This window comes from Cloacibacterium sp. Arc13, from assembly GCF_041431305.1.
GTDB lineage: Bacteria > Bacteroidota > Bacteroidia > Flavobacteriales > Weeksellaceae > Cloacibacterium > Cloacibacterium caeni_B.
The window spans coordinates 112,626-131,743 of sequence record NZ_JASMRM010000005.1 but is presented as its reverse complement, the minus strand read 5'-3'; the positions used below and the strand labels follow the sequence as shown (position 1 = coordinate 131,743).

Annotated in this window: 19 protein-coding genes and 2 tRNA genes; 20 read left to right on the top strand and 1 reads right to left on the bottom strand. The window is 32.6% G+C overall.

Going from position 1 to position 19,118, the window contains the following annotated elements; genetic code table 11:
• Window positions 1–107 precede the first annotated feature (107 nt).
• From lepB to QO190_RS05885, 19 genes are all read left to right on the top strand, one after another.
• On the top strand, window positions 108–1,763 hold the full coding sequence (gene lepB / locus QO190_RS05975) for a signal peptidase I (RefSeq protein ID WP_371462094.1): 1,656 nt from the start codon (window positions 108–110) through the stop codon (window positions 1,761–1,763).
• A 117-nt stretch (window positions 1,764–1,880) separates the two neighbouring features.
• Window positions 1,881–2,507, top strand: coding sequence for a WbqC family protein (locus QO190_RS05970; RefSeq protein ID WP_371462093.1), 627 nt, complete (start codon window positions 1,881–1,883; stop codon window positions 2,505–2,507).
• On the top strand, window positions 2,507–4,201 hold the full coding sequence (locus tag QO190_RS05965; protein WP_371462092.1) for a S8 family serine peptidase: 1,695 nt from the start codon (window positions 2,507–2,509) through the stop codon (window positions 4,199–4,201). The genes QO190_RS05970 and QO190_RS05965 overlap by 1 nt, the downstream gene beginning before the upstream one ends.
• 153 nt (window positions 4,202–4,354) lie before the next feature.
• Window positions 4,355–4,849: a hypothetical protein gene (locus tag QO190_RS05960; RefSeq protein ID WP_371462091.1), complete on the top strand. Its 495-nt coding sequence runs from the start codon at window positions 4,355–4,357 to the stop codon at window positions 4,847–4,849.
• A 21-nt stretch (window positions 4,850–4,870) separates the two neighbouring features.
• Window positions 4,871–5,566 carry an OmpA family protein gene (locus QO190_RS05955; RefSeq protein ID WP_371462090.1) on the top strand — a complete coding sequence of 232 codons (696 nt, stop codon included), beginning with the start codon at window positions 4,871–4,873 and terminating at the stop codon, window positions 5,564–5,566.
• A 90-nt stretch (window positions 5,567–5,656) separates the two neighbouring features.
• Window positions 5,657–6,544 carry a decaprenyl-phosphate phosphoribosyltransferase gene (locus tag QO190_RS05950; protein WP_104793457.1) on the top strand — a complete coding sequence of 296 codons (888 nt, stop codon included), beginning with the start codon at window positions 5,657–5,659 and terminating at the stop codon, window positions 6,542–6,544.
• Window positions 6,541–7,857 carry an FAD-binding protein gene (locus tag QO190_RS05945; protein WP_371462089.1) on the top strand — a complete coding sequence of 439 codons (1,317 nt, stop codon included), beginning with the start codon at window positions 6,541–6,543 and terminating at the stop codon, window positions 7,855–7,857. Before QO190_RS05950 ends, QO190_RS05945 begins: the two co-directional genes overlap by 4 nt.
• A 37-nt stretch (window positions 7,858–7,894) precedes the next feature.
• A complete protein-coding gene (locus QO190_RS05940) occupies window positions 7,895–8,620 on the top strand; it encodes an SDR family NAD(P)-dependent oxidoreductase (protein WP_371462088.1) in 726 nt (241 codons plus the stop codon).
• The gene (locus tag QO190_RS05935; protein ID WP_213189558.1) at window positions 8,621–9,286 is read left to right on the top strand and encodes a hypothetical protein; all 666 of its coding nucleotides are present in this window, start codon (window positions 8,621–8,623) and stop codon (window positions 9,284–9,286) included.
• Entirely contained in the window at window positions 9,283–9,870 is a 588-nt protein-coding gene (locus QO190_RS05930; protein ID WP_371462087.1) for an HAD family hydrolase, read from the top strand. Before QO190_RS05935 ends, QO190_RS05930 begins: the two co-directional genes overlap by 4 nt.
• A gap of 72 nt (window positions 9,871–9,942) precedes the next feature.
• A complete protein-coding gene (locus tag QO190_RS05925; RefSeq protein WP_371462086.1) occupies window positions 9,943–11,085 on the top strand; it encodes a cysteine desulfurase family protein in 1,143 nt (380 codons plus the stop codon).
• Window positions 11,086–11,191: 106 nt separating this feature from the next.
• Window positions 11,192–11,509 carry a thioredoxin gene (gene trxA / locus QO190_RS05920; protein WP_069797670.1) on the top strand — a complete coding sequence of 106 codons (318 nt, stop codon included), beginning with the start codon at window positions 11,192–11,194 and terminating at the stop codon, window positions 11,507–11,509.
• 127 nt (window positions 11,510–11,636) lie between these two features.
• Window positions 11,637–11,710 (top strand) — tRNA-Asp (locus QO190_RS05915).
• A gap of 32 nt (window positions 11,711–11,742) precedes the next feature.
• Window positions 11,743–11,816: transfer RNA gene (locus QO190_RS05910), tRNA-Asp, on the top strand.
• A 247-nt stretch (window positions 11,817–12,063) separates the two neighbouring features.
• Window positions 12,064–13,302: a site-specific integrase gene (locus QO190_RS05905; RefSeq protein ID WP_371462085.1), complete on the top strand. Its 1,239-nt coding sequence runs from the start codon at window positions 12,064–12,066 to the stop codon at window positions 13,300–13,302.
• Between the two features lie 243 nt (window positions 13,303–13,545).
• On the top strand, window positions 13,546–14,409 hold the full coding sequence (locus QO190_RS05900) for a chromate resistance protein ChrB domain-containing protein (RefSeq protein ID WP_371462084.1): 864 nt from the start codon (window positions 13,546–13,548) through the stop codon (window positions 14,407–14,409).
• A 40-nt stretch (window positions 14,410–14,449) separates the two neighbouring features.
• On the top strand, window positions 14,450–14,968 hold the full coding sequence (locus QO190_RS05895) for a hypothetical protein (protein WP_371462083.1): 519 nt from the start codon (window positions 14,450–14,452) through the stop codon (window positions 14,966–14,968).
• A 9-nt stretch (window positions 14,969–14,977) separates the two neighbouring features.
• Complete coding sequence (locus QO190_RS05890) at window positions 14,978–16,144, top strand: chromate transporter (RefSeq protein ID WP_371462082.1); 1,167 nt, start codon at window positions 14,978–14,980, stop codon at window positions 16,142–16,144.
• A gap of 310 nt (window positions 16,145–16,454) precedes the next feature.
• A complete protein-coding gene (locus QO190_RS05885; protein WP_371462114.1) occupies window positions 16,455–16,529 on the top strand; it encodes an AraC family transcriptional regulator in 75 nt (24 codons plus the stop codon).
• 400 nt (window positions 16,530–16,929) lie between these two features.
• On the opposite strand, the gene QO190_RS05880 is transcribed toward QO190_RS05885, so the two are convergent.
• Window positions 16,930–17,220 carry a helix-turn-helix domain-containing protein gene (locus QO190_RS05880; protein ID WP_371462081.1) on the bottom strand — a complete coding sequence of 97 codons (291 nt, stop codon included), beginning with the start codon at window positions 17,218–17,220 and terminating at the stop codon, window positions 16,930–16,932.
• Window positions 17,221–17,899: 679 nt separating this feature from the next.
• Between QO190_RS05880 and QO190_RS05875 the strand changes: the two genes are divergently transcribed.
• Window positions 17,900–19,114, top strand: a complete 1,215-nt coding sequence (locus QO190_RS05875; protein ID WP_371462080.1) for a TlpA family protein disulfide reductase — start codon at window positions 17,900–17,902, stop codon at window positions 19,112–19,114.
• Window positions 19,115–19,118: the final 4 nt, after the last annotated feature.

Sequence of the window (19,118 nt, the reverse complement as noted above, 5' to 3'; positions counted from 1 at the left end):
CCGAATTCAAATCTTGAATCTTGAATTTTGAATTTTGAATCTTTTGCCAAACTGTAACAAATCATAAATATCATTACTAATTACACATTACTAATTACTCATAAGAAATGGATTACATTCTACAATATTCTATTTTTATACTGATTTTATCAGTTTTACTAGGACTTTCGTCTTTTAAATTATATCAAAAAATGGGTTACAAAGGCTGGGAAGCTTTTGTTCCTTTTTATAATTACTACATCATTCAGAAAGAAGTAGGAGAACCAAAATGGTGGGTTATCTTGGCATATTTGCCAATTGTAGGACCTATTATGATGACTGTTTTCCATTTGTTTTTGATGAAAAAATTTGGAAGAACTTCAGCGTTAGAACAAATTCTTACGGCGTTGCTTCCTTTTATTTATTTGGCGTATTCGTCTTATTTTCAGTTGAATAAAGTAGACAGATTTGCAGTAGATGATCCGAAAGCTAAAAAAGAATCTTTCTTAGGTTCGATTACTTTTGCAGTAGTTTTTGCTACGATTATTCACGCTTTTGTTACCCAACCATTTGCCATTCCTACAGGTTCTATGGAAAGAACTTTATTGGTAGGAGATTTCTTATTCGTAAACAAATGGAGTTATGGTTACAGAATGCCAATGAGACCAGTTGCTTTGCCATTTTTACAAGGAACGATTATGGATACACAAAAAGATGGAAATCCTAAAAACGACCCGAAATCTTATGTAGATGCTATTAAATTGCCTTATTTTAGAATTGGTGAATTCAAAAAACCAAAGAAAAATGACATTGTAGTTTTCAATTATCCGGGAGATTCTGTTCATACAGCGATTGATAGAAAAGACCCATACGTAAAACGTTGTGTAGCGATAGGTGGTGATGTGGTAGAAATGAGAGCCGGGAATTTATACATTAATGGCAAACCAGAAGTTCAAATGGCAGATGCCGAAGTTCAGCGTTCTTACACCATTTATACACGTTCAGAAATAGACATCGATTATTTATGGAAAAATCTTGCCTATTTACCGATTTCTGATGAAGGTGAAACCAAAGACGGACTGCATTATTATCAGTTTCAAGGGCTAACTAAAGATTTATTGGCTCAAATTAAAGCCATTCCAGAATTTGTAAAAGCTGAAGAAGTTTTAGGCGAGGAAGGAAAAGGAGCTGTTTCTTACTATCCAGTTTTGGATGAAAACGGTCAATACGTAAATGATGGAACGGGTCACGCTTTGATGTCTAAAAAAGTAGACATTTCTCAATCTATTTTCCCGATTAATAAACCTTGGAACCAAGATTGGTACGGACCGCTCACCATTCCTAAAAAAGGAGATGTGATTACCATTACTCAAGAAAATTTACCAGAATATAAAAAACTGATCACAGAATTTGAAGGGAATATTTTAGAATTCAAAGGAGGTAAATTCTATATCAATGGTACTCAAACCGATAAATATACCGTAAAACAAGACTATTATTTTATGATGGGAGATAACAGAGATGCTTCTCTAGATGCTCGTTTTTTCGGTTTTGTTCCAGAAACTCATATTGTAGGAAGCCCGATGTTTACTTGGCTTAGTTTACAAGGAACTTTTGATGAAGGACCTAAAAAAGTAAGATGGGAACGTATGTTTAAAGCAACAAACACCGGCGAAAAAGAAAAAACTTCTTATTGGTGGGTTGCAGCCGCAATTTTAATCTTATTCTTCGGTTGGGAATATTTTGTAAAACTTTTCAAAGGGAAAAATAAAGAAGAAGAGTAGAATTTTATAGAAATTTGAAAAATTGACATACCCTTTTTGCGTTCAAAACGCAGAAAGGGTTTTTTGATAGAATCACATTTATTTTTTTAACTTTGGACACTCAATTTTAGAATGAAAATGAAAACGTTATTACCTATATTTTATTTGCCACCAGTTTCTTGGTTTGCAGAATTTTTAAAAGAAGAAAACGAAATTCTTCTGGAGCAACATGAGAATTTTCCGAAACAAACCTACAGAAGCAGATGCAATATTTACGGTGCAAATGGTAAATTGGCGCTTATTTTGCCAATTCATCATAACGGAAAACGTGCGATGAAAGATTTAGAAATTTCTTATGCTGAAGATTGGCAAAAACTGCACTGGAAATCTATTAAAATCGCTTACCAAAGTTCGCCATATTTCGAGTATTATGAAGATAAGTTGAAGCAGATTTTCTCGGTACAGCCTACATCTCTTATTGAATTTAATCTCAATGCTTTGAAAATCATTCTTCAAATTTTAAAAATTGAAAAAGAATATTCTCTCACCACGGAATTCGAAAAAACACCAGATGCAGTAGATTTAAGAGAGCGTTTTTCTGCCAAAAAAGAGTCAGAGTATAGTTTGCCAGAATATTACCAAACGTTTAGTGATAAATTAGGATTTATCAAAGATTTATCAATACTAGACGTGGTTTGTAACATTGGCCCAGAATCTGCTACGTATATTAAAAAAGTAACTCAATCCATACAAAATATATCATAATGAAAAGAATAATCATTGCAGCTGCATTTTTAGCAGGATTTAACTTTGGTTTTTCGCAAGAAACCAAAACGGAAGATAAAGATTTGATGACTTGGTATCACAAAGATTTCTCTACAGCTAATGTTTACGGAGTCAATACTCAAAACGCATATAAATTTTTTGAATCAAAAGGTCTAAAACCTAAAACGGTAGTGGTAGGTGTAATAGACAGTGGGATAGAAGTAGACCATCCTGGTTTAATAAAAAATATGTGGAAAAACGTAAACGAAGTTCCTAATAATGGTAAAGATGATGATGGAAATGGCTATGTAGATGATGTTTACGGCTGGAACTTTATCGGGGGTAAAAATGGAGATGTAGAAATTGACAATTTAGAAGTAACCAGAGTTGTAAAACAATACAAACCTATTTTTGAAGGGGCGAGTTCAGAAGTGAACAAAGCTAATCAAGCAAAAATGCCTGCGGAATTTGAGATGTATCTTCGTGCAAAAGATATGTACAATAAAAAAAGTGTAGAAGCTAAACAGCAGTTTCAGTTTTATTCTGAATTTGCAAAAGTGATTCCTAGTGTAGCAGCTACTTTAAAAGGGAAAACCCTGACTAAAGAAAATTTAGATGCTATAAAACCAACTACACAAGAAGAAGCTAGAAATCTTTCGATTTTAAGTCAAGTAGTAAATGATCCTACTATGGTTGGGAAATCTCAAGCAGAAGTAGAAGAGTTTTTAAACAAAGAAATCAAAGGAGCTTTAGAATATTTCGAACCTCAAGCTACAAAACAGTATAACTTAGATTTTGATCCTAGAGCAATTGTAGGAGATAATTATCAAGACAAAAAAGAGAAATTCTACGGAAATAACCATTACGAAGGTCCAGATGCACAACACGGAACTCACGTTGCGGGAATTATCGCAGGTTATCCTCAAGGAAAGGAAGTGCAATACGGAGTTGCCTATAAAGTGGCAAAAATTATGACGGTAAGAGCGGTTCCAAACGGTGATGAGCGTGATAAAGACGTGGCAAACTCTATTCGTTATGCGGTAGATAATGGTGCTAAAGTCATTAATATGAGCTTCGGGAAAGCCGTTTCTCCAGAAAAAGAATTGGTTTGGGAAGCGTTTCAATATGCTAAAGAGAAAGGCGTTCTATTGGTAAAAGCTGCCGGAAACGAAAACGAAGATATTCAAGAAAATCCTTATTTTCCTACTAATTTTAAATCTACTAAAGACGAAAAACCTTTCATCAACAACATGATTGTAGTAGGCGCAAGTACCAATAATAATGAATTTCTAAGAGCTGGATTCTCTAATTTTAACCAAAAAATGGTGAATGTTTTTGCGCCGGGTGATAAAATTTATTCTACCGTTCCAGATGGTAAATATGAATATTTACAAGGAACTTCTATGGCTTCGCCTGTTGTAGCGGGAGCTTCTGCAGTTTTATTGGCTTATATGCCTAATTTGAAACCAGAACAAGTAATAGAATCTCTAGTAAAATCTGTAAATAAGTCGGAGGTAAATGCAATGTTGCCTACCAATACCAACAATAGATTTGATTTAATTTCAGAATCTGGAGGCGTGATAGATTTGTATAAAGCGGCACAATACGCTTATACACATTTCTACAAAGCGGCTCCTGCAAAGCCAGTGAAAAAAGCGGTAGTGAAAAAGAAAAAAGTAGTTAGAAAAAAATAATTCATCATACTAATGAATTGAAAGGCTGTTTTTTACAGCCTTTTTTATTTGTCGAATTCTAAGAAAAGTTTATAAGATTATCATATTGGCACAGTTTTTACAATTAACTTCATAACTTTACATTCATAAATAACAACTAAATTTAAGTAAAAGATGAAAAAAGTACTATTGACTCTAGCTCTCGGCTCATTATTTGCCGTTTCTTGCTCTTCTGTGAAAAAAGCAGAAAGTGCTCAAACTTCTAGATCAGAATTTTTAAAAATGAAAGGTGATTGGGAAATTACCAGTGTAAATTATGATAAAGGATATCAAATAAAGCCTTTTGACGAAGGAGCAGATGCTCAGTGTTTCGTAGGAAGTCATTGGAGACTTATCCCTAATAATTATTCTGGAGCGTATACCATAAAAGGTGGTGGGAATTGTCCTACGGTAACTCAACCCATTAAATTTGAAGTAACCAGAGATAATGAATTTAAATTTAAGAAATTAGTAGCAGATACTAAAGCTAAAAATGTAACTGCTGGTTATATTTTACAAATCGAAAAACAAGACACAGACAACTTTACCTTAGTTCAAAGCGTTCCTTTTGAAGGAAATATGATTAAAGTATATTACAATTTTGTAAGAACAGGAATGGAACAAAAATAACTTTTTAAAATTTAAAAAATTATGAAACTTATCAATAAATCAAGCGTAGCAGCATTATTTTTATCATCAGCAATGGTTTTAACCAGTTGCGAAGCAATTCAGAATGCTAATAATACTCAAAAAGGTGCCGTAATTGGTACGGCTGCAGGTGCTGTTTTAGGCGCTGTAATCGGGAATAATGTAGGAAAAGGTGGTAACGCTCCTCAAGGTGCCGTTTTAGGCGGTGTAGTGGGTGGAGTAGTTGGTGGAGTAATCGGTAATAAAATGGATAAACAAGCCAAAGAAATTAAAGAAGCTTTACCAGGAGCAGAAGTAGTGAGAGTAAATGAAGGAATAAGAGTTATACTATCAGAAAATACAGTAAACTTTGATTTTGATTCATCTAATCTTACTTCGGTTGCTAAAACCAACTTAAACAAATTAGCTGGTGTGCTTAAAAACAATCCTGATACCAATATCAATATTTACGGACATACGGATTCTAGAGGAACTGATGAATACAACCAGAGCTTATCCGAAAGAAGAGCAAATTCTGTAGTGAGTTACTTAGTTTCTCTGGGGTTGGCAAAATCTAGATTATATGCAATGGGAGTTGGCGAAAGAGAGCCAGTTGCAGACAATAATACGGAAGCGGGTAGAGCTAAAAACCGTAGAGTAGAATTTGCCATTACCGCAAATGAAGAAATGATTAAAGATGCTCAACAAGAAGCCAAATAACATACATAAATCATAATCCACATAAATCGCCTTATTTACAAGGCGATTTTTTATTTTTTTATTCTTAAATTTGTCTAGATAATATTTTTAATGAGTAAATTTCTTAAGCTTTTAAGGATAGAGCAATGGGTAAAAAATCTTTTTGTCTTTACTCCGATTTTTTTTTCAGGGAATGTGATGCATGTAGACTTAACTTTGAAAAGTTTATTTGCTTTTCTAGTTTTTTCTTTTACAGCTAGCTCCATTTATATATTGAATGATTATACAGACATAGAATCAGACAAAAAACATCCAGAAAAATGCAAAAGACCATTAGCAAGTGGCGCCATTTCTAAAACCGCAGCTAAAATTATTTTTGTACTTCTTATTTTATCTGTTGTTTTATTGGTTTTCTTTGGTGCAGACTATTTTCATAAGAATTTTACCAAATTTTCTATCATCATTGCTTCCTATTTCTTCATGAATATAGCTTATACTTTTAAGCTAAAACACGTGGCCATTATAGATGTTTCTATTATAGCATTAGGTTTTGTTTTTAGAGTTTTAGCGGGAGGTTATGCTACAGGAATTGCAGTGTCACAATGGGCAATCTTATTAACATTTGTCTTAGCATTAGTTCTAGCCATTGGCAAAAGAAGAGGAGAGTTAATTAACGCCGAAATTTCTGGGAAAACCAGAAAAGCATTAGACGGCTATAACGTACAATTTGCAGATATTGCCCTTTCTATTTCGGTGACATTGGCAATTGTTTGTTATCTTATGTTTACCTTAACTCCTGAAGTTCAAGAAAAATTCGGGGTAAGAGTTTTTTATACGGTTTTGTTCGTCGTTTTTGCTTTTTTAAGGTATTTACAACAAACTTTGGTGTATAATAAAACCGAATCTCCTACTAAAATTGTCTACAAAGACAGATATATACAGATAACCATTCTCATTTGGCTAATAGCATTTTTGTTATTAATATATTTAAAAAAATGAAACCAAATTTCGTGAAAAATGTTTCTACTTGGGGCAATCATCCCATAGTAAACAAACTGTTCAAAGCTGAAGAAGACTACCATAAAATAAGAGAATTTCTTAGACAAAATAACGAAGTTATTGCGTATGGAAATGGTAGATGCTATGGCGATGCAGCCTTAGCTGAAGCCATGTTTTCTACAAAGAAATTAAATAAATTCATCAGTTTTGATCGTTTAAATGGCATTTTAGAATGCGAATCTGGAGTTTTGCTTTCCGAAATTTTAGAAATTACAGTACCTCAAGGTTACTTTTTAGCCATCACGCCGGGAACTAAGTTTATTACATTGGGTGGAGCAATTGCATCAAACATTCATGGTAAGAATCACCATGCAGAAGGTGGTTTTTCGGAGTGTGTAATTGAGTTTAAAATGATGGTAGAAGATGGCGAAATAATCACGTGTTCTAGAGAAGAAAATGCAGAGAAATTTTGGGCTACTTTCGGAGCAATGGGACTTACCGGAATTATTCTTTCTGCAAAAATTAAACTCAAAAATATAGAATCGGCTTATATTCGTCAAGAGTCTATAAAAGCTGAAAATCTAGACGAAATTTTTCAACTTTTCGAGGAATCAGAAGATTGGACTTATACCGTAGCTTGGATAGATTGTCTGCAAAAAGGTAAAAACATCGGCAGAAGTATTTTAATGAGAGGGGAGTTTGCGCTTAGAGCAGAGTTGCCCCAAAAATGGCAAGAAAATCCGTTGAGATTAAAGAAAAAATTCAGCCCTACTATTCCTTTTTATTTTCCAAGTTTTGTATTGAATAGTTTTTCTGTAAGAGCTTTTAACTTTTTGTATTTCAATAAACAAAGACAGAAAGTAGTTAAAAATTTCATAGACTACGAAACTTTTTTCTATCCTCTAGATGCCATTAACGACTGGAATAAAATCTATGGAAAAGGTGGTTTTATTCAATACCAAATGGTAATTCCAAAAGAAAAAGGAAAAGAAGGCATGAAAAAAATCCTAGAAACCATTGGTAGAAGTGGACAAGGTTCTTTTTTAGCAGTTCTTAAACTTTTTGGCAAAGGAAATCCAGAAGCGTATAATTCTTTCCCTTTTGAAGGATACACGCTAGCTTTAGACTTTAAAATCAACAGAGAATTAAGACAATTGGTAGATAATTTAGATAAAATTGTAGAAGAATTCGGCGGTAGAATTTACTTGACCAAAGACAGCATGAGTAAACCTTCACTCACCAATTATCTGAAAAATGTAGACAGTTCTAAATTTGTTTCGCTGCAAAGCAAAAGAATAAAAAGAGGGTCTTAATAAAAAAACTAAATCATTCATAACTAATTTATTACATATGATTATTCTTGGTTCCACATCAGAAGTTGCACAAGCATTTGTAGAAAAAGCATTAGCTTCAGGTGAAAAATTTCCTAAAATTTATCTGGTTACTTCTAGCCGAGAAACGACAGAACGTTTTGCTCAACACATCGATGTGAAATTTCTACAGCCATCAGAAATCATAGAATTGGATTTGACTCAAGAAATCAATTATTCTGTTTTTGAAAATGTAGACTCAGATTTGCTTTTCTGTGCCACTGGTTATTTAGGTTTGGGAACTGAAGATGGTTTGTATGATGATAAAAACACAGAGAAAATCATCGACATTAATTACGCAAAATTGGTTCCTGTAATCAATTATTTTGCTAAAAAAATGGAAAGCAAAAGAAGTGGAAACATCATCGCGCTTTCCTCTGTAGCAGGAGATAGAGGAAGACAGAGTAATTTTATCTACGGAAGTGCAAAAGCAGCTTTTACTGCCTATTTAAGTGGGTTGAGAAATTATCTTTTTTCTAAAAAAGTTCATGTAATGACGGTAAAGCCAGGTTTTATGGAAACCAAAATGACCGAAGGTTTAGCTCTGAATCCAAAACTTACTGCAACACCAAAACAAGCGGCAGAATGCATTTACAAAGCCTATAAAAAGCAAAAAAATATTGTTTATGTTTTGCCAATTTGGAGATTAATCATGCTCATCATCATTCATATTCCTGAGTTTATTTTTAAGAAATTGAAACTGTAAATGAAAAATGTTCCTTTAATATTTTTAATATTTTTTTCAAATTTAATTTTTTGTCAAGTTATTGAAGAAAATAAAGATATGGATATGTATCTTAAAGATGTAATTTCTAGAGATGATGTTTATCAAAATGATATTGATATAAGAATAAAGTATATTAATGATTTTGATAAAAATATTTTGATTAATTATCAAAATCTTCCTGAAGAATTTATTAAAAAACAAACAAAAGAAAATTTAGAAATTATAAAACAAATTCATGATTTGTATTATGAAAAGGTTTCTAAAATGGAAAAGGAATTTAATTACAATCAGAAATTTACATACAAACAGTTAACACCAAAATCTAGAATTAATAGTTTACTGTTAATTGATGAATTAAAAAATTATCCAGATAGTTATTCTATACTTTATAGTGATGTATTAGTAAGATTTAACGATAAAGATTTTGAAAAAAAAATGGATAAGTTATTTAATTTATCTAAAAATTATAGTGTTGAGATATCAAAATTGCGATTAGAAATAGATGATTTCAAAAGGCAGTTTTTGAATAAACCAATGTATTATCCAATTTGGGAAAAACAAGAAGTTGTAAGCTATTGTAGTTATATTGACATTGTATTATGGTGTTATTCAAATTCGAGTTTAAATAAATCTCTTTCAAAATGAAAAAACTATATCTATTTGATTTTGATGGAACACTTACGTACAAAGACACCATGTTTTTGTATCTACAGTTTTACAATGAAAAAAAATATTTCTGGAATTTTTTGAAACATATTCCGCTATTTATTTTGGTAAAATTGCATTTAGCGAATGCAGAAAAAGTGAAAAAAAGTTTCATCAGTTCTATTCTAAAAGGCGAAAGAGAAGAAAAAATTAATAGAGTTTCTCAAGATTTTGCTGAGAAATTTTATCCGAAAATCATCAGAGAAAACGCCTTGGAATTTATACAAAATATTGACAAAGAAAATACAGAAAGTTACTTAATAACTGCTTCTCTTGATATTTGGGTGAAACCTTTTGCCGAAAAAATGGGAATGAAATTTTTGGCAACAGAAGCCCGTTTCGAAAACGGAATTTTCACTGGGCATTTCAAAACTAGAAATAACAACGGTAAAGAAAAAGTAAACCGAATTAAAAAAGAAATAGAAGGCAAAAAGTACGATAAAATCATTGCTTTTGGGGATACTTCTGGAGATTTGCCTATGCTTTCTCTCGCTCACGAATCTCATTACAGATTTTTTCATTAATTTCGTCGCGTAAAATTCTAAAATGGAGAAATTAAGATTTTCTGTCTTAATGCTCACAAATATTTCCTAAAAATGACACAGATATATTTAGATAATGCTGCTACCACACCACTTTTAGACGAAGTGATAGATGCAATGGTAGTGGTTATGAAAAACAATTTCGGGAATCCTTCTTCTACACATACCCTTGGTCAAGAAGCCAAAACAATTCTAGAAGAAACCCGTAGAAAAATTGCCCATGAACTCCATGTTTCCCCTGCAGAAATTATCTACACTTCTTGCGGAACGGAAGCTAATAATTTAATTCTGAAATCTGCGGTTGAAGATTTAAAAATCGAAAGAATTATTACCACAGAACTAGAACATAAATGTGTAGCAGAATCGGTGGGAAATCTCAAAAATTCTAAAAACGTAGAAGTAATTTACCTCAATGTCAATGAAAAAGGAGATGTAGATATAGAGCAATTACAGCAGCTTTTGAAGTCTTCAGATAAAAAGACTTTAGTAAGTTTAATGCACGCCAATAATGAAATTGGTAATCTTTTAGACCTTGACAAAGTTGCAAATATTTGCAAAGAAAACGGAGCGTATTTTCATTCGGATACGGTGCAAACGATGGCGCATTTGCCTTTGGATTTTTCTAAAACTTTGGTAGATTTTGCCAGTTGTAGTGCGCACAAATTCCATGGACCTAAAGGTGCAGGTTTTGCTTTCATCAGAAAATCTACGCACTTAAAAGCTCAAATTCATGGTGGAACTCAAGAGAGAAATGTAAGAGCTGGAACGGAAAACGTGGTAGGGATTGCGGGACTAGGGAAAGCATTTGAAATTGCAACGGATAATTTAGAAAAATTCTCTTCTCATATTCAAGAAATTAAGGATTACGCCATCCAAAGACTTTCAGAAAAAATTCCCGGAATTCTTTTTAATGGAAGAAGTGCAGAAAGTGATAAGAGTCTTTACACGGTATTAAGTGTGTCTTTGCCTTCACAAAATCCTTTGATTGGTCTGCAGCTAGATATGAAAGGAATTGCAGTTTCTCAAGGAAGTGCATGTAGTTCTGGAGCAGCAAAACCATCATCTGTACTTTCTAAAATTTTAAGTGAAGAAACCCAGCAAAACACCACTCCGCTTAGAATATCTTTTTCTCATAAAACCACAAAAGAAGAAATAGATGCGTTAGTTAATGCATTGGCAGAAATCTTGCGATTATAGAAAAAGATAATGGTTCGCATAGACAATACTTTTAAAAAATTGGCAAGAATATTGTAAATTTGTAACCTGAAATCAATAAATAATTAGAAACAAATATTAAAGAATTATGGCAGTAGAATTAACAGACAGCAACTTTCAAGAATTGGTATTAAATTCAGATAAACCAGTATTAGTAGATTTTTGGGCTGCTTGGTGTGGACCATGTAGAATGCTTGGACCAATCATTGAAGAACTTCATGATGATTTCCAAGGAAAAGCGATTGTAGGAAAAGTAGATGTAGATAATAATCAACAAGTATCTATGGATTACGGAATCAGAAATATCCCTACTGTTTTGATTTTTAAGAACGGAGAAGTAGTAGATAAATTCGTAGGAGTAGCTCCTAAAGCGGCTATTGCAGAGAAATTAAATGCATACTTGTAAAAATAATATAATTGAAAATGAATGCTTTCCGTTTGGGAGAGCATTTTTTTTGTAAAAATATTTGCAGTATTCAATAAAAGTTGTAATTTTGCCATCACGAAAAAAGAGCAATGTTCTTTAATTAAAAGATCCGGTAGTTCAGTTGGTTAGAATGCCGCCCTGTCACGGCGGAGGTCGCGGGTTCGAGTCCCGTCCGGATCGCAAAAAGTTTATCAATTACTTTTCAAAAAATTGATCCGGTAGTTCAGTTGGTTAGAATGCCGCCCTGTCACGGCGGAGGTCGCGGGTTCGAGTCCCGTCCGGATCGCAACTATTTAATCAAAATAGTTCAAAACGCTTTAAAACGTATGTTTTAAAGCGTTTTTTGTTTTATGTCTGTTCAAAAAGAGATAAAAAATCACAATCTGAAAGTGACCTATTCAGTGACCTGTTGAAACAGGTTTAAAAAGGTCACTGAAAATTCAGGAAACCCTTTTTGACAGGCAGTTCAGAAACTGAATATCTTGTATCAGGGTTTTACCAGAATTAATTTTAAATCTTAAAATCCATGCCAGATGAACAAGACATTTAATTTGCTATTCTATGTAAAAAAAGCAAAGATCAATTTTCTAGGAGAATCCCCTATTTATTTACGGATCACTATTGACGGAAAAATCTCCGAAATCAGCACAAAACGAACTATACTACCTTCAAGATGGAATGCTAAAGCGCAAAAGGTTAATGGTTCTTCAGAAGAAAGCAAATCTTTTAATTTTTATCTGAAAACGTTTGAACAAAAAGTTTATGATACCTATCATGAACTAATGAGAGATAAAGAATCTGTAACCTGTGAAAGCTTGAAAAATAAGTTATTGGGAAAAGGTGAACGTACAAGAATGCTCATTCCCATTTTTGAAGATCACAACAAAAGAATGGAGAAGCTTATAGATAAGGAATTCGCACAGGGAACCTTAACCCGATATAAAACGTGTTTAAAGCATACCAAAGCATTTTTGAAATGGAAGTTTAATATTTCCGATATAGATATTCAGAAAATAGATTATGCATTTCTGAATGATTTTGAATTATTTCTAAGAGCCGAAAGAGACTGTAACAATAACTCAGCAGTTAAGTATATAAAGAATTTTGGTAAGATTATCAGAATATGTATTGCCAATGGCTGGATAAACAGAGATCCATTTTTAAATTACAGTTCATCCTTTAATGAAGTAACGAGAGTGTTTTTGAATGAGCAGGAAATAGAAAGACTTTTCAATAAAGATTTCAAAAACGAAAGATTATCCCAAGTCAGATATATATTCCTATTCAGTTGTTTTACCGGTTTAGCCTATATAGATACCCAAAAATTGACACAAGATAACATTAACATAGGCTTAGATGGAAATAAATGGATTTATACAAAACGTCAGAAAACTAAAACGACGTCTAACATACCGTTGCTCTCTAAAGCAGAAGAAATTATTGAGAGATATAAAGGCCATCCTGCCTGCTTAAATAGTGGAAGACTACTTCCTGTATTGAGCAATCAGAAGATGAATGCTTACCTTAAAGAGATAGCAGACTTGTGTGACATCAATAAAGAACTAACCTATCACATCGCAAGACATACGTTTGCCACTACAATCACTTTGTCTAATGGAGTTCCTATAGAAAGTGTAAGTAAAATGCTTGGACATAAGAATATCAAAACTACGCAGCACTATGCAAAAATATTGGATAAGAAAGTAAGTGAAGATATGTCAGCTTTGAGAAATGTATTACAAAAGAAAGAAGAGCTGAGAAAGTTGGGATGAACCCGATATCTTTGATTTTTAATTGATTATCAGTTATTTAAATTCTTTTTACAAATGCACAACGGGTAGAATCACAAAGGTATATCCTCCATTACTAAAATGTTAGGAAAAATGAGAATTGTTGATTCAGTTCTAATCAAGTAATTATATAATACAGTTAAGAAATTTTCAATCAGAAATAATGTTATTGCATAATTCTTAAATTTGTAATCAACTATTAAAAATATTTGATTCTTTAACCTCATGAAGTGGATAACAAGAGAACGACCTAAAATAGATCGATTAGCCTGTCCTTGGTTGATAAAAAAGTTTGTAGACAAAGATGCAGAGTTTATTTATGTCCCTTTTTCGGAAGTATTGACTAGGGCAAAAGAGCTCAGTGCTATACCTTTTGATATTCCCGATGTTGAATATACTCATTACAATAGTGAATGTACTTTTGATTATATTGTTAAAAAACATGAAATAACTGACCCTGCAATTCTTATAATAGCTCCTATCGTAAGAGGTGCAGATACGGATAATTATAATATTGCAGACGAGGCTGCAGGGCTTTTGGCTATTTCTTCAGGTTTGGCTTATAACATTACAAATGACAATGAATTGCTGGAAATGGGGATGAAAATTTATGATGGCTTATACAGTTGGGCTAAGTATTTATATAAACAAAAACACTTGCAAAACAGTCCATTTGAAAATCTTTTGCACGAAGTATATCTTAAATTTTTAAAAGCAAAAAAAAATACTAAAACACCAGCGTGGGCAGCAGAGTTGAAGGAATTAATACAAGATTTACTAGATGCCCAATTGAATGTTGATATAAGAAAAATATCTTCAGAATTGGAACTAAATCCCTCATACTTATCACGAGAGTTTTCAAAATATTTTGACGAACAAAATTTTGGGGATTACGTACGGAAAAAACGTATAGAAAAAGCAATGGAGCTAATGAAGGACACTCAATATTCACTTACTGAAATAGCTTACCTAACGGGTTTTTCTGACCAAAGCCATTTTACAAGGATTTTTAAAAAACAAACAGGAGAAAATCCATCACAATATCGAAAAAAATTAAAAAAGGTAAATAGCATTCAAAAAGGTAAATAGGATTCTATTTAGGAATAAAAGGACTTTTTAAGTTTGCGGTATGAAACAATTACTAAAAAACTTAAAGAAAATATTTACAATTGCATTTTTGCTTGTATCTCTTATGGTTTTTTCTCAATCAGAAACAACTTATCCCAAAATCACAGGATATGTCAGTGTAATGCACCCTATTGTTACCATAAACAAAGATCATACTACTACGAATTTTGATGGATATTATCAGGTTGTCTTTCCTGTAGGAATCAATATTTGGAAATCTTCAAGGATTGGATTTTCAATTGAATTAGCTCCTGGTATAAGAGCAGAGAATGGCACGAGTAAAGTGAATAATCTGCTTATACATCCTGGTGTGTTAGTAGCGCTTGGAGATGGGTTTGTATTTGCAGGTAGAGTAGCTTTTGAAACTTCTGGTAGATATGGTATAACACCAGTATTTAGTAAAGTTGTAAAGAAAAATAAAAATTCCGCATTATATATAGCTACTCCGTTACCAATAAGATTTGGAAATGATTTACCTACATCTTTTACAGCAGGATTTCAAATTGGACTCTCCTTTTAAATATTACTTATGAATGAGCTTACTCCATATACACTTCGACAGCTTATAGTCTATTTCTTAAAGTTAGGTACAATAGGTTTTGGTGGTCCTGTTGCATTAGTTGGTTATATGCATAGAGATTTGGTGGAAAGACGTAAATGGATTTCCGAGGAAGAATATAAAGAGGGGCTTGCATTAGCTCAATTAGCTCCTGGTCCATTGGCTGCACAATTAGGTATTTATATAGGTTTTGTACATTATAAAGTTGTTGGAGCGACATTGGTTGGTTTAGCATTTGTTCTTCCTTCTTTTGTTATGGTAGTTTTATTGGGAATTGCATATAAATTATATGGCGGCCTACCGTTAATGCAATCAATTTTTTATGGGGTAGGTGCAGCTGTAGTAGGTATTATTTTTATAAGTACTTATAAGTTAACAATAAAGTCAATTGGTGCTATTTCTTTACAGTCTTTCAAGGAAAAATGGATGCTTTGGATATTTTTTACAACTGCTATGGTTTTAACATATGTTACTGAAAATGAAAATATATTTCTATTTATTTCTGCTGGTATTTTATATATGTTGTTCAAATCACCACCAAAAATATCATTCAGAAAAGGAGCAAATTCAGTAATGTTATTACAAATGGGACTTGGTGATTGGGATAATCCTATATTGATAAAAATTGCCCTTTTTTTTCTGAAAGCAGGCGCTTTTGTTTTTGGTAGTGGGCTGGCTATAGTTCCATTTTTACATTCTGGAGTAGTCGCTGAAAATCGATGGCTTACGGAAAATCAATTTGTAGATGCTGTAGCAGTAGCTATGGTTACACCCGGCCCAGTTGTAATTACCGTAGGATTTATCGGCTATTTGATAGCTGGTTTTCCTGGAGCTTCTGTCGCAGCATTGGCGACGTTTCTTCCTTGCTATTTTTTCACCATTATTCCTGCGCCTTTCTTTAAAAAAATAAGTAAAAATCAATCTATAAAGGCATTTGTAGAGGGTATTACAGCGGCTGTCATTGGGGCTCTGGCTGGTGCTGTAATTGTAATAGCATTAAGGAGCATTAAAGATATTCCAACTTTGTTAATTTCAGTTTTTTCTATTTTAAGTTTACTTTACATTAAGAAAATCCAAGAGCCATATGTGATTCTTATTGCTGCAATATTAGGAATCATAATAAAAGAATTGGTATAGCATCAAAAAAAAAATAACATAATGCTACATAAAAACTCTTTTTGCATTGTTATTTATGAAAGCTTTAAATAAGATAAATGATGTTTACAAGGTCGTATGCATATTATTTGATAGTATAATATATACGACAGATATATTTATGCAAAAAATGTAAGTAAGGAATCAAATAATATAGTTGGTAAATAAAACCTTTAATAAAGTTAAGATATTTTTGAAGGAAGTGTTTTTGTCTATTTGTTTACAAAAATATATTAGATAGAGTGACTTTTATTAACAAATATTGGAAAAATTTCGGAAATAACTTTTTACTATTTTTAAACATTTTACCCGACTTTTCAAACAAAAAACAGGTATTTCTCCTAGTGAATACAGAAATTTAAACTAAATTATGCTTGGTTGTTATGTTACATTACATTACATTGTAATTAATAGTGAACTTGCAAATTGTGATATAATTTATACTTCCTTATGCTACATTGAAGATTGATTGGACATTAATTTTAGTGCTTTCTTATGATTAAATGTCTTCTCTTTATATTTTTAAAATATATCAAGATATTCGAATTCTTTTTTTCTAGTTTCATATCTTGTTTGATGAAAATTGGAGTTGTTGTATTTATTATGACAAAATCCTTATACTCTAGAATTAGTATTATTAAAAAAAGTTAATCTATTTCTTAGTGTAAGTTACTTACTTAAACACAACCTTATAAATATTGATTTCAATATTCTCGCCCCTAAAACTGGTATTTCATAACACGAGATGATGTTTTTTTTGTAAGCTCCTAAAAAATATTAGATTTTTTAGATTTAATTTCTTTAATATCATATTTCTTCTCAGGAATCGGTTTATCAGGTATGAAATCTTTTATAGAGCATCCTAGCGCTATCGCAATTATGTTTAAATGAATTAAATTATATTTTGCTTTTTTTGAAGGAGCTTCTATCTGTGAAATAAAACCAATATTCTTTCCAATAGAAAGAGAAAGTTCCTCTTGGGTAACTCCTTTTGATTCGCGTATTTCTTTGACACGTTTTATAACGTATCTTTCTATTTCGTCTAATGATTCATTCATGATTCAAAGTGACTGAAAAACATTAAAAAATATTATGTACTATAGTACATATTTTAAAAATTTTGTTATATTTGTAAAAACATTACATCTAATGATGTAATTTTGCGATACTTCAAAGAATATTAGAAGCTATTGCTTAGAATCTCGATCTGAAAACTGGTAATTTTTAACGTACGAGAGTATAGGCAGGAAGCTCACGACCTAGGCGTGGGTTTCTCTCTTATCTGTACGTAAGGTATACCAGTACCCCAGATCGGATATGTAGAGTTTCCCATGCCGTTTTGTTTCCAATGTTGTCCGCTTTCTCTACATTTTTCTAAGCCGCTTTTCAAAAATACAGTATCAAACGCAGGATACAATAAGGTGTACAACTTATTGCGGCTTTACAGCTTACACGAGAAAAAACATTCATTCATATTAATTTTTCGGCTTGTATGGGCAGGAAGTTAAGGCTATCAGCAAAGCTTCCTCCTTTACAGTCATTAAAAAAACCTTACCCCCAAGAAACAGACAGTAAAAAATATCAAACTATCAAGAATTAATAAAAAAAGCCCTTTCTGCAATATAGTAGAGTGGAATTTACACGATGCAGAAAAGAGCCAAGTTTAACGAATTAAACCATAACAAAAATATGAAAAATATTTTTTGCAGGGGATTCTTGTCCCTAGCCTTTACTCTTGTGGCAGCTACCACCAGCTTTGCCCAGAACAAATCTCTAAAAATAGGAGAATCCCTCCCTGAAAACATCTGGTCAACCCCTTTACAATTGGTCAACCATCCTCAGAAAACCATTACCCTCAGTCAGGATAAAGACAAACTCATCCTTCTGGACTTCTGGAATACCTGGTGCAGCAGTTGTTTACTCAACTTTCCTAAAATGGAGGAACTGCAAAAACAATTTGGTGATAAAATAAAAATCCTTGCTGTGAGCAACCAAGATCGTTTGGTTTTAGAAAAATTCTTTGCCTCTAAAAACGGACAGCGTTATAAAAATGTAGTTTCCGTAGCAGGCGACAAAATGTTTCATCAGCTCTTTCCACACAAAGGCGTTCCTTATATTATCTGGATAAAAGACGGAAAAATGCTCAATACCACAGATGGTGCACAGGTTACAGAAAAAACCATACAGGAAGTATTAGGAGGAGAAAATTCTTCCCTTCGGACGGTAGTACAAATGAGCAGAGATAGACCTTTGATGCTTTCGGAGAATTTTGATAATGAGAAAGATTTGTCTATGATTAGCTATTCTCTTTTTGCCAAAGGAAGAATCCGAGGAATGGGCTTTGGCTCTGGCTTTCATAGGTCGGGACAAATCGTATATGGCAGACAATTTACCAATTTTTCTTTTTGGGAAATTGCTTCAGCAATAGCTAATGAAATATTCCAGAAAAAAAATCAATCTTTCAACGAAAAACGCAGAATAATAGAATTTAAAAATCCTGAAAGACGTGTTGAGGATAAAAGCCTTTATAATTACGAATATATTGTACCTCAATCTAAGGCAGACTCTCTTTATCCTTTAATGCTTGAGAACCTAAGCCGTTTTGCCGATTATAAGACTATCATAGAAAAAAGAAAAGTTAAATGTCTGGTGCTGAAAAGAACATCAACTGTAGATAAACTCAAAACCAAAGGTTCTGAAATGTCCTTCCTCTTTTCCTTATCCAAAACAAATTTACAAAATACTTCTTTGTACGCTTTGGTCAACAGTCTGAATGCTGTTCCTACTATATCATTGCCTATTGTAGATGAAACAGGATATCCCAATAATATTGATTTGACAATGGGTGCTATATCTGATTTGAATTCGATTAGAAAAGAACTGATGAGGTATGACTTAGACTTGGTAGAAGCAGAACGAGTACTGGATATGCTGGTAATAAGTGAGAAGTAGAAAG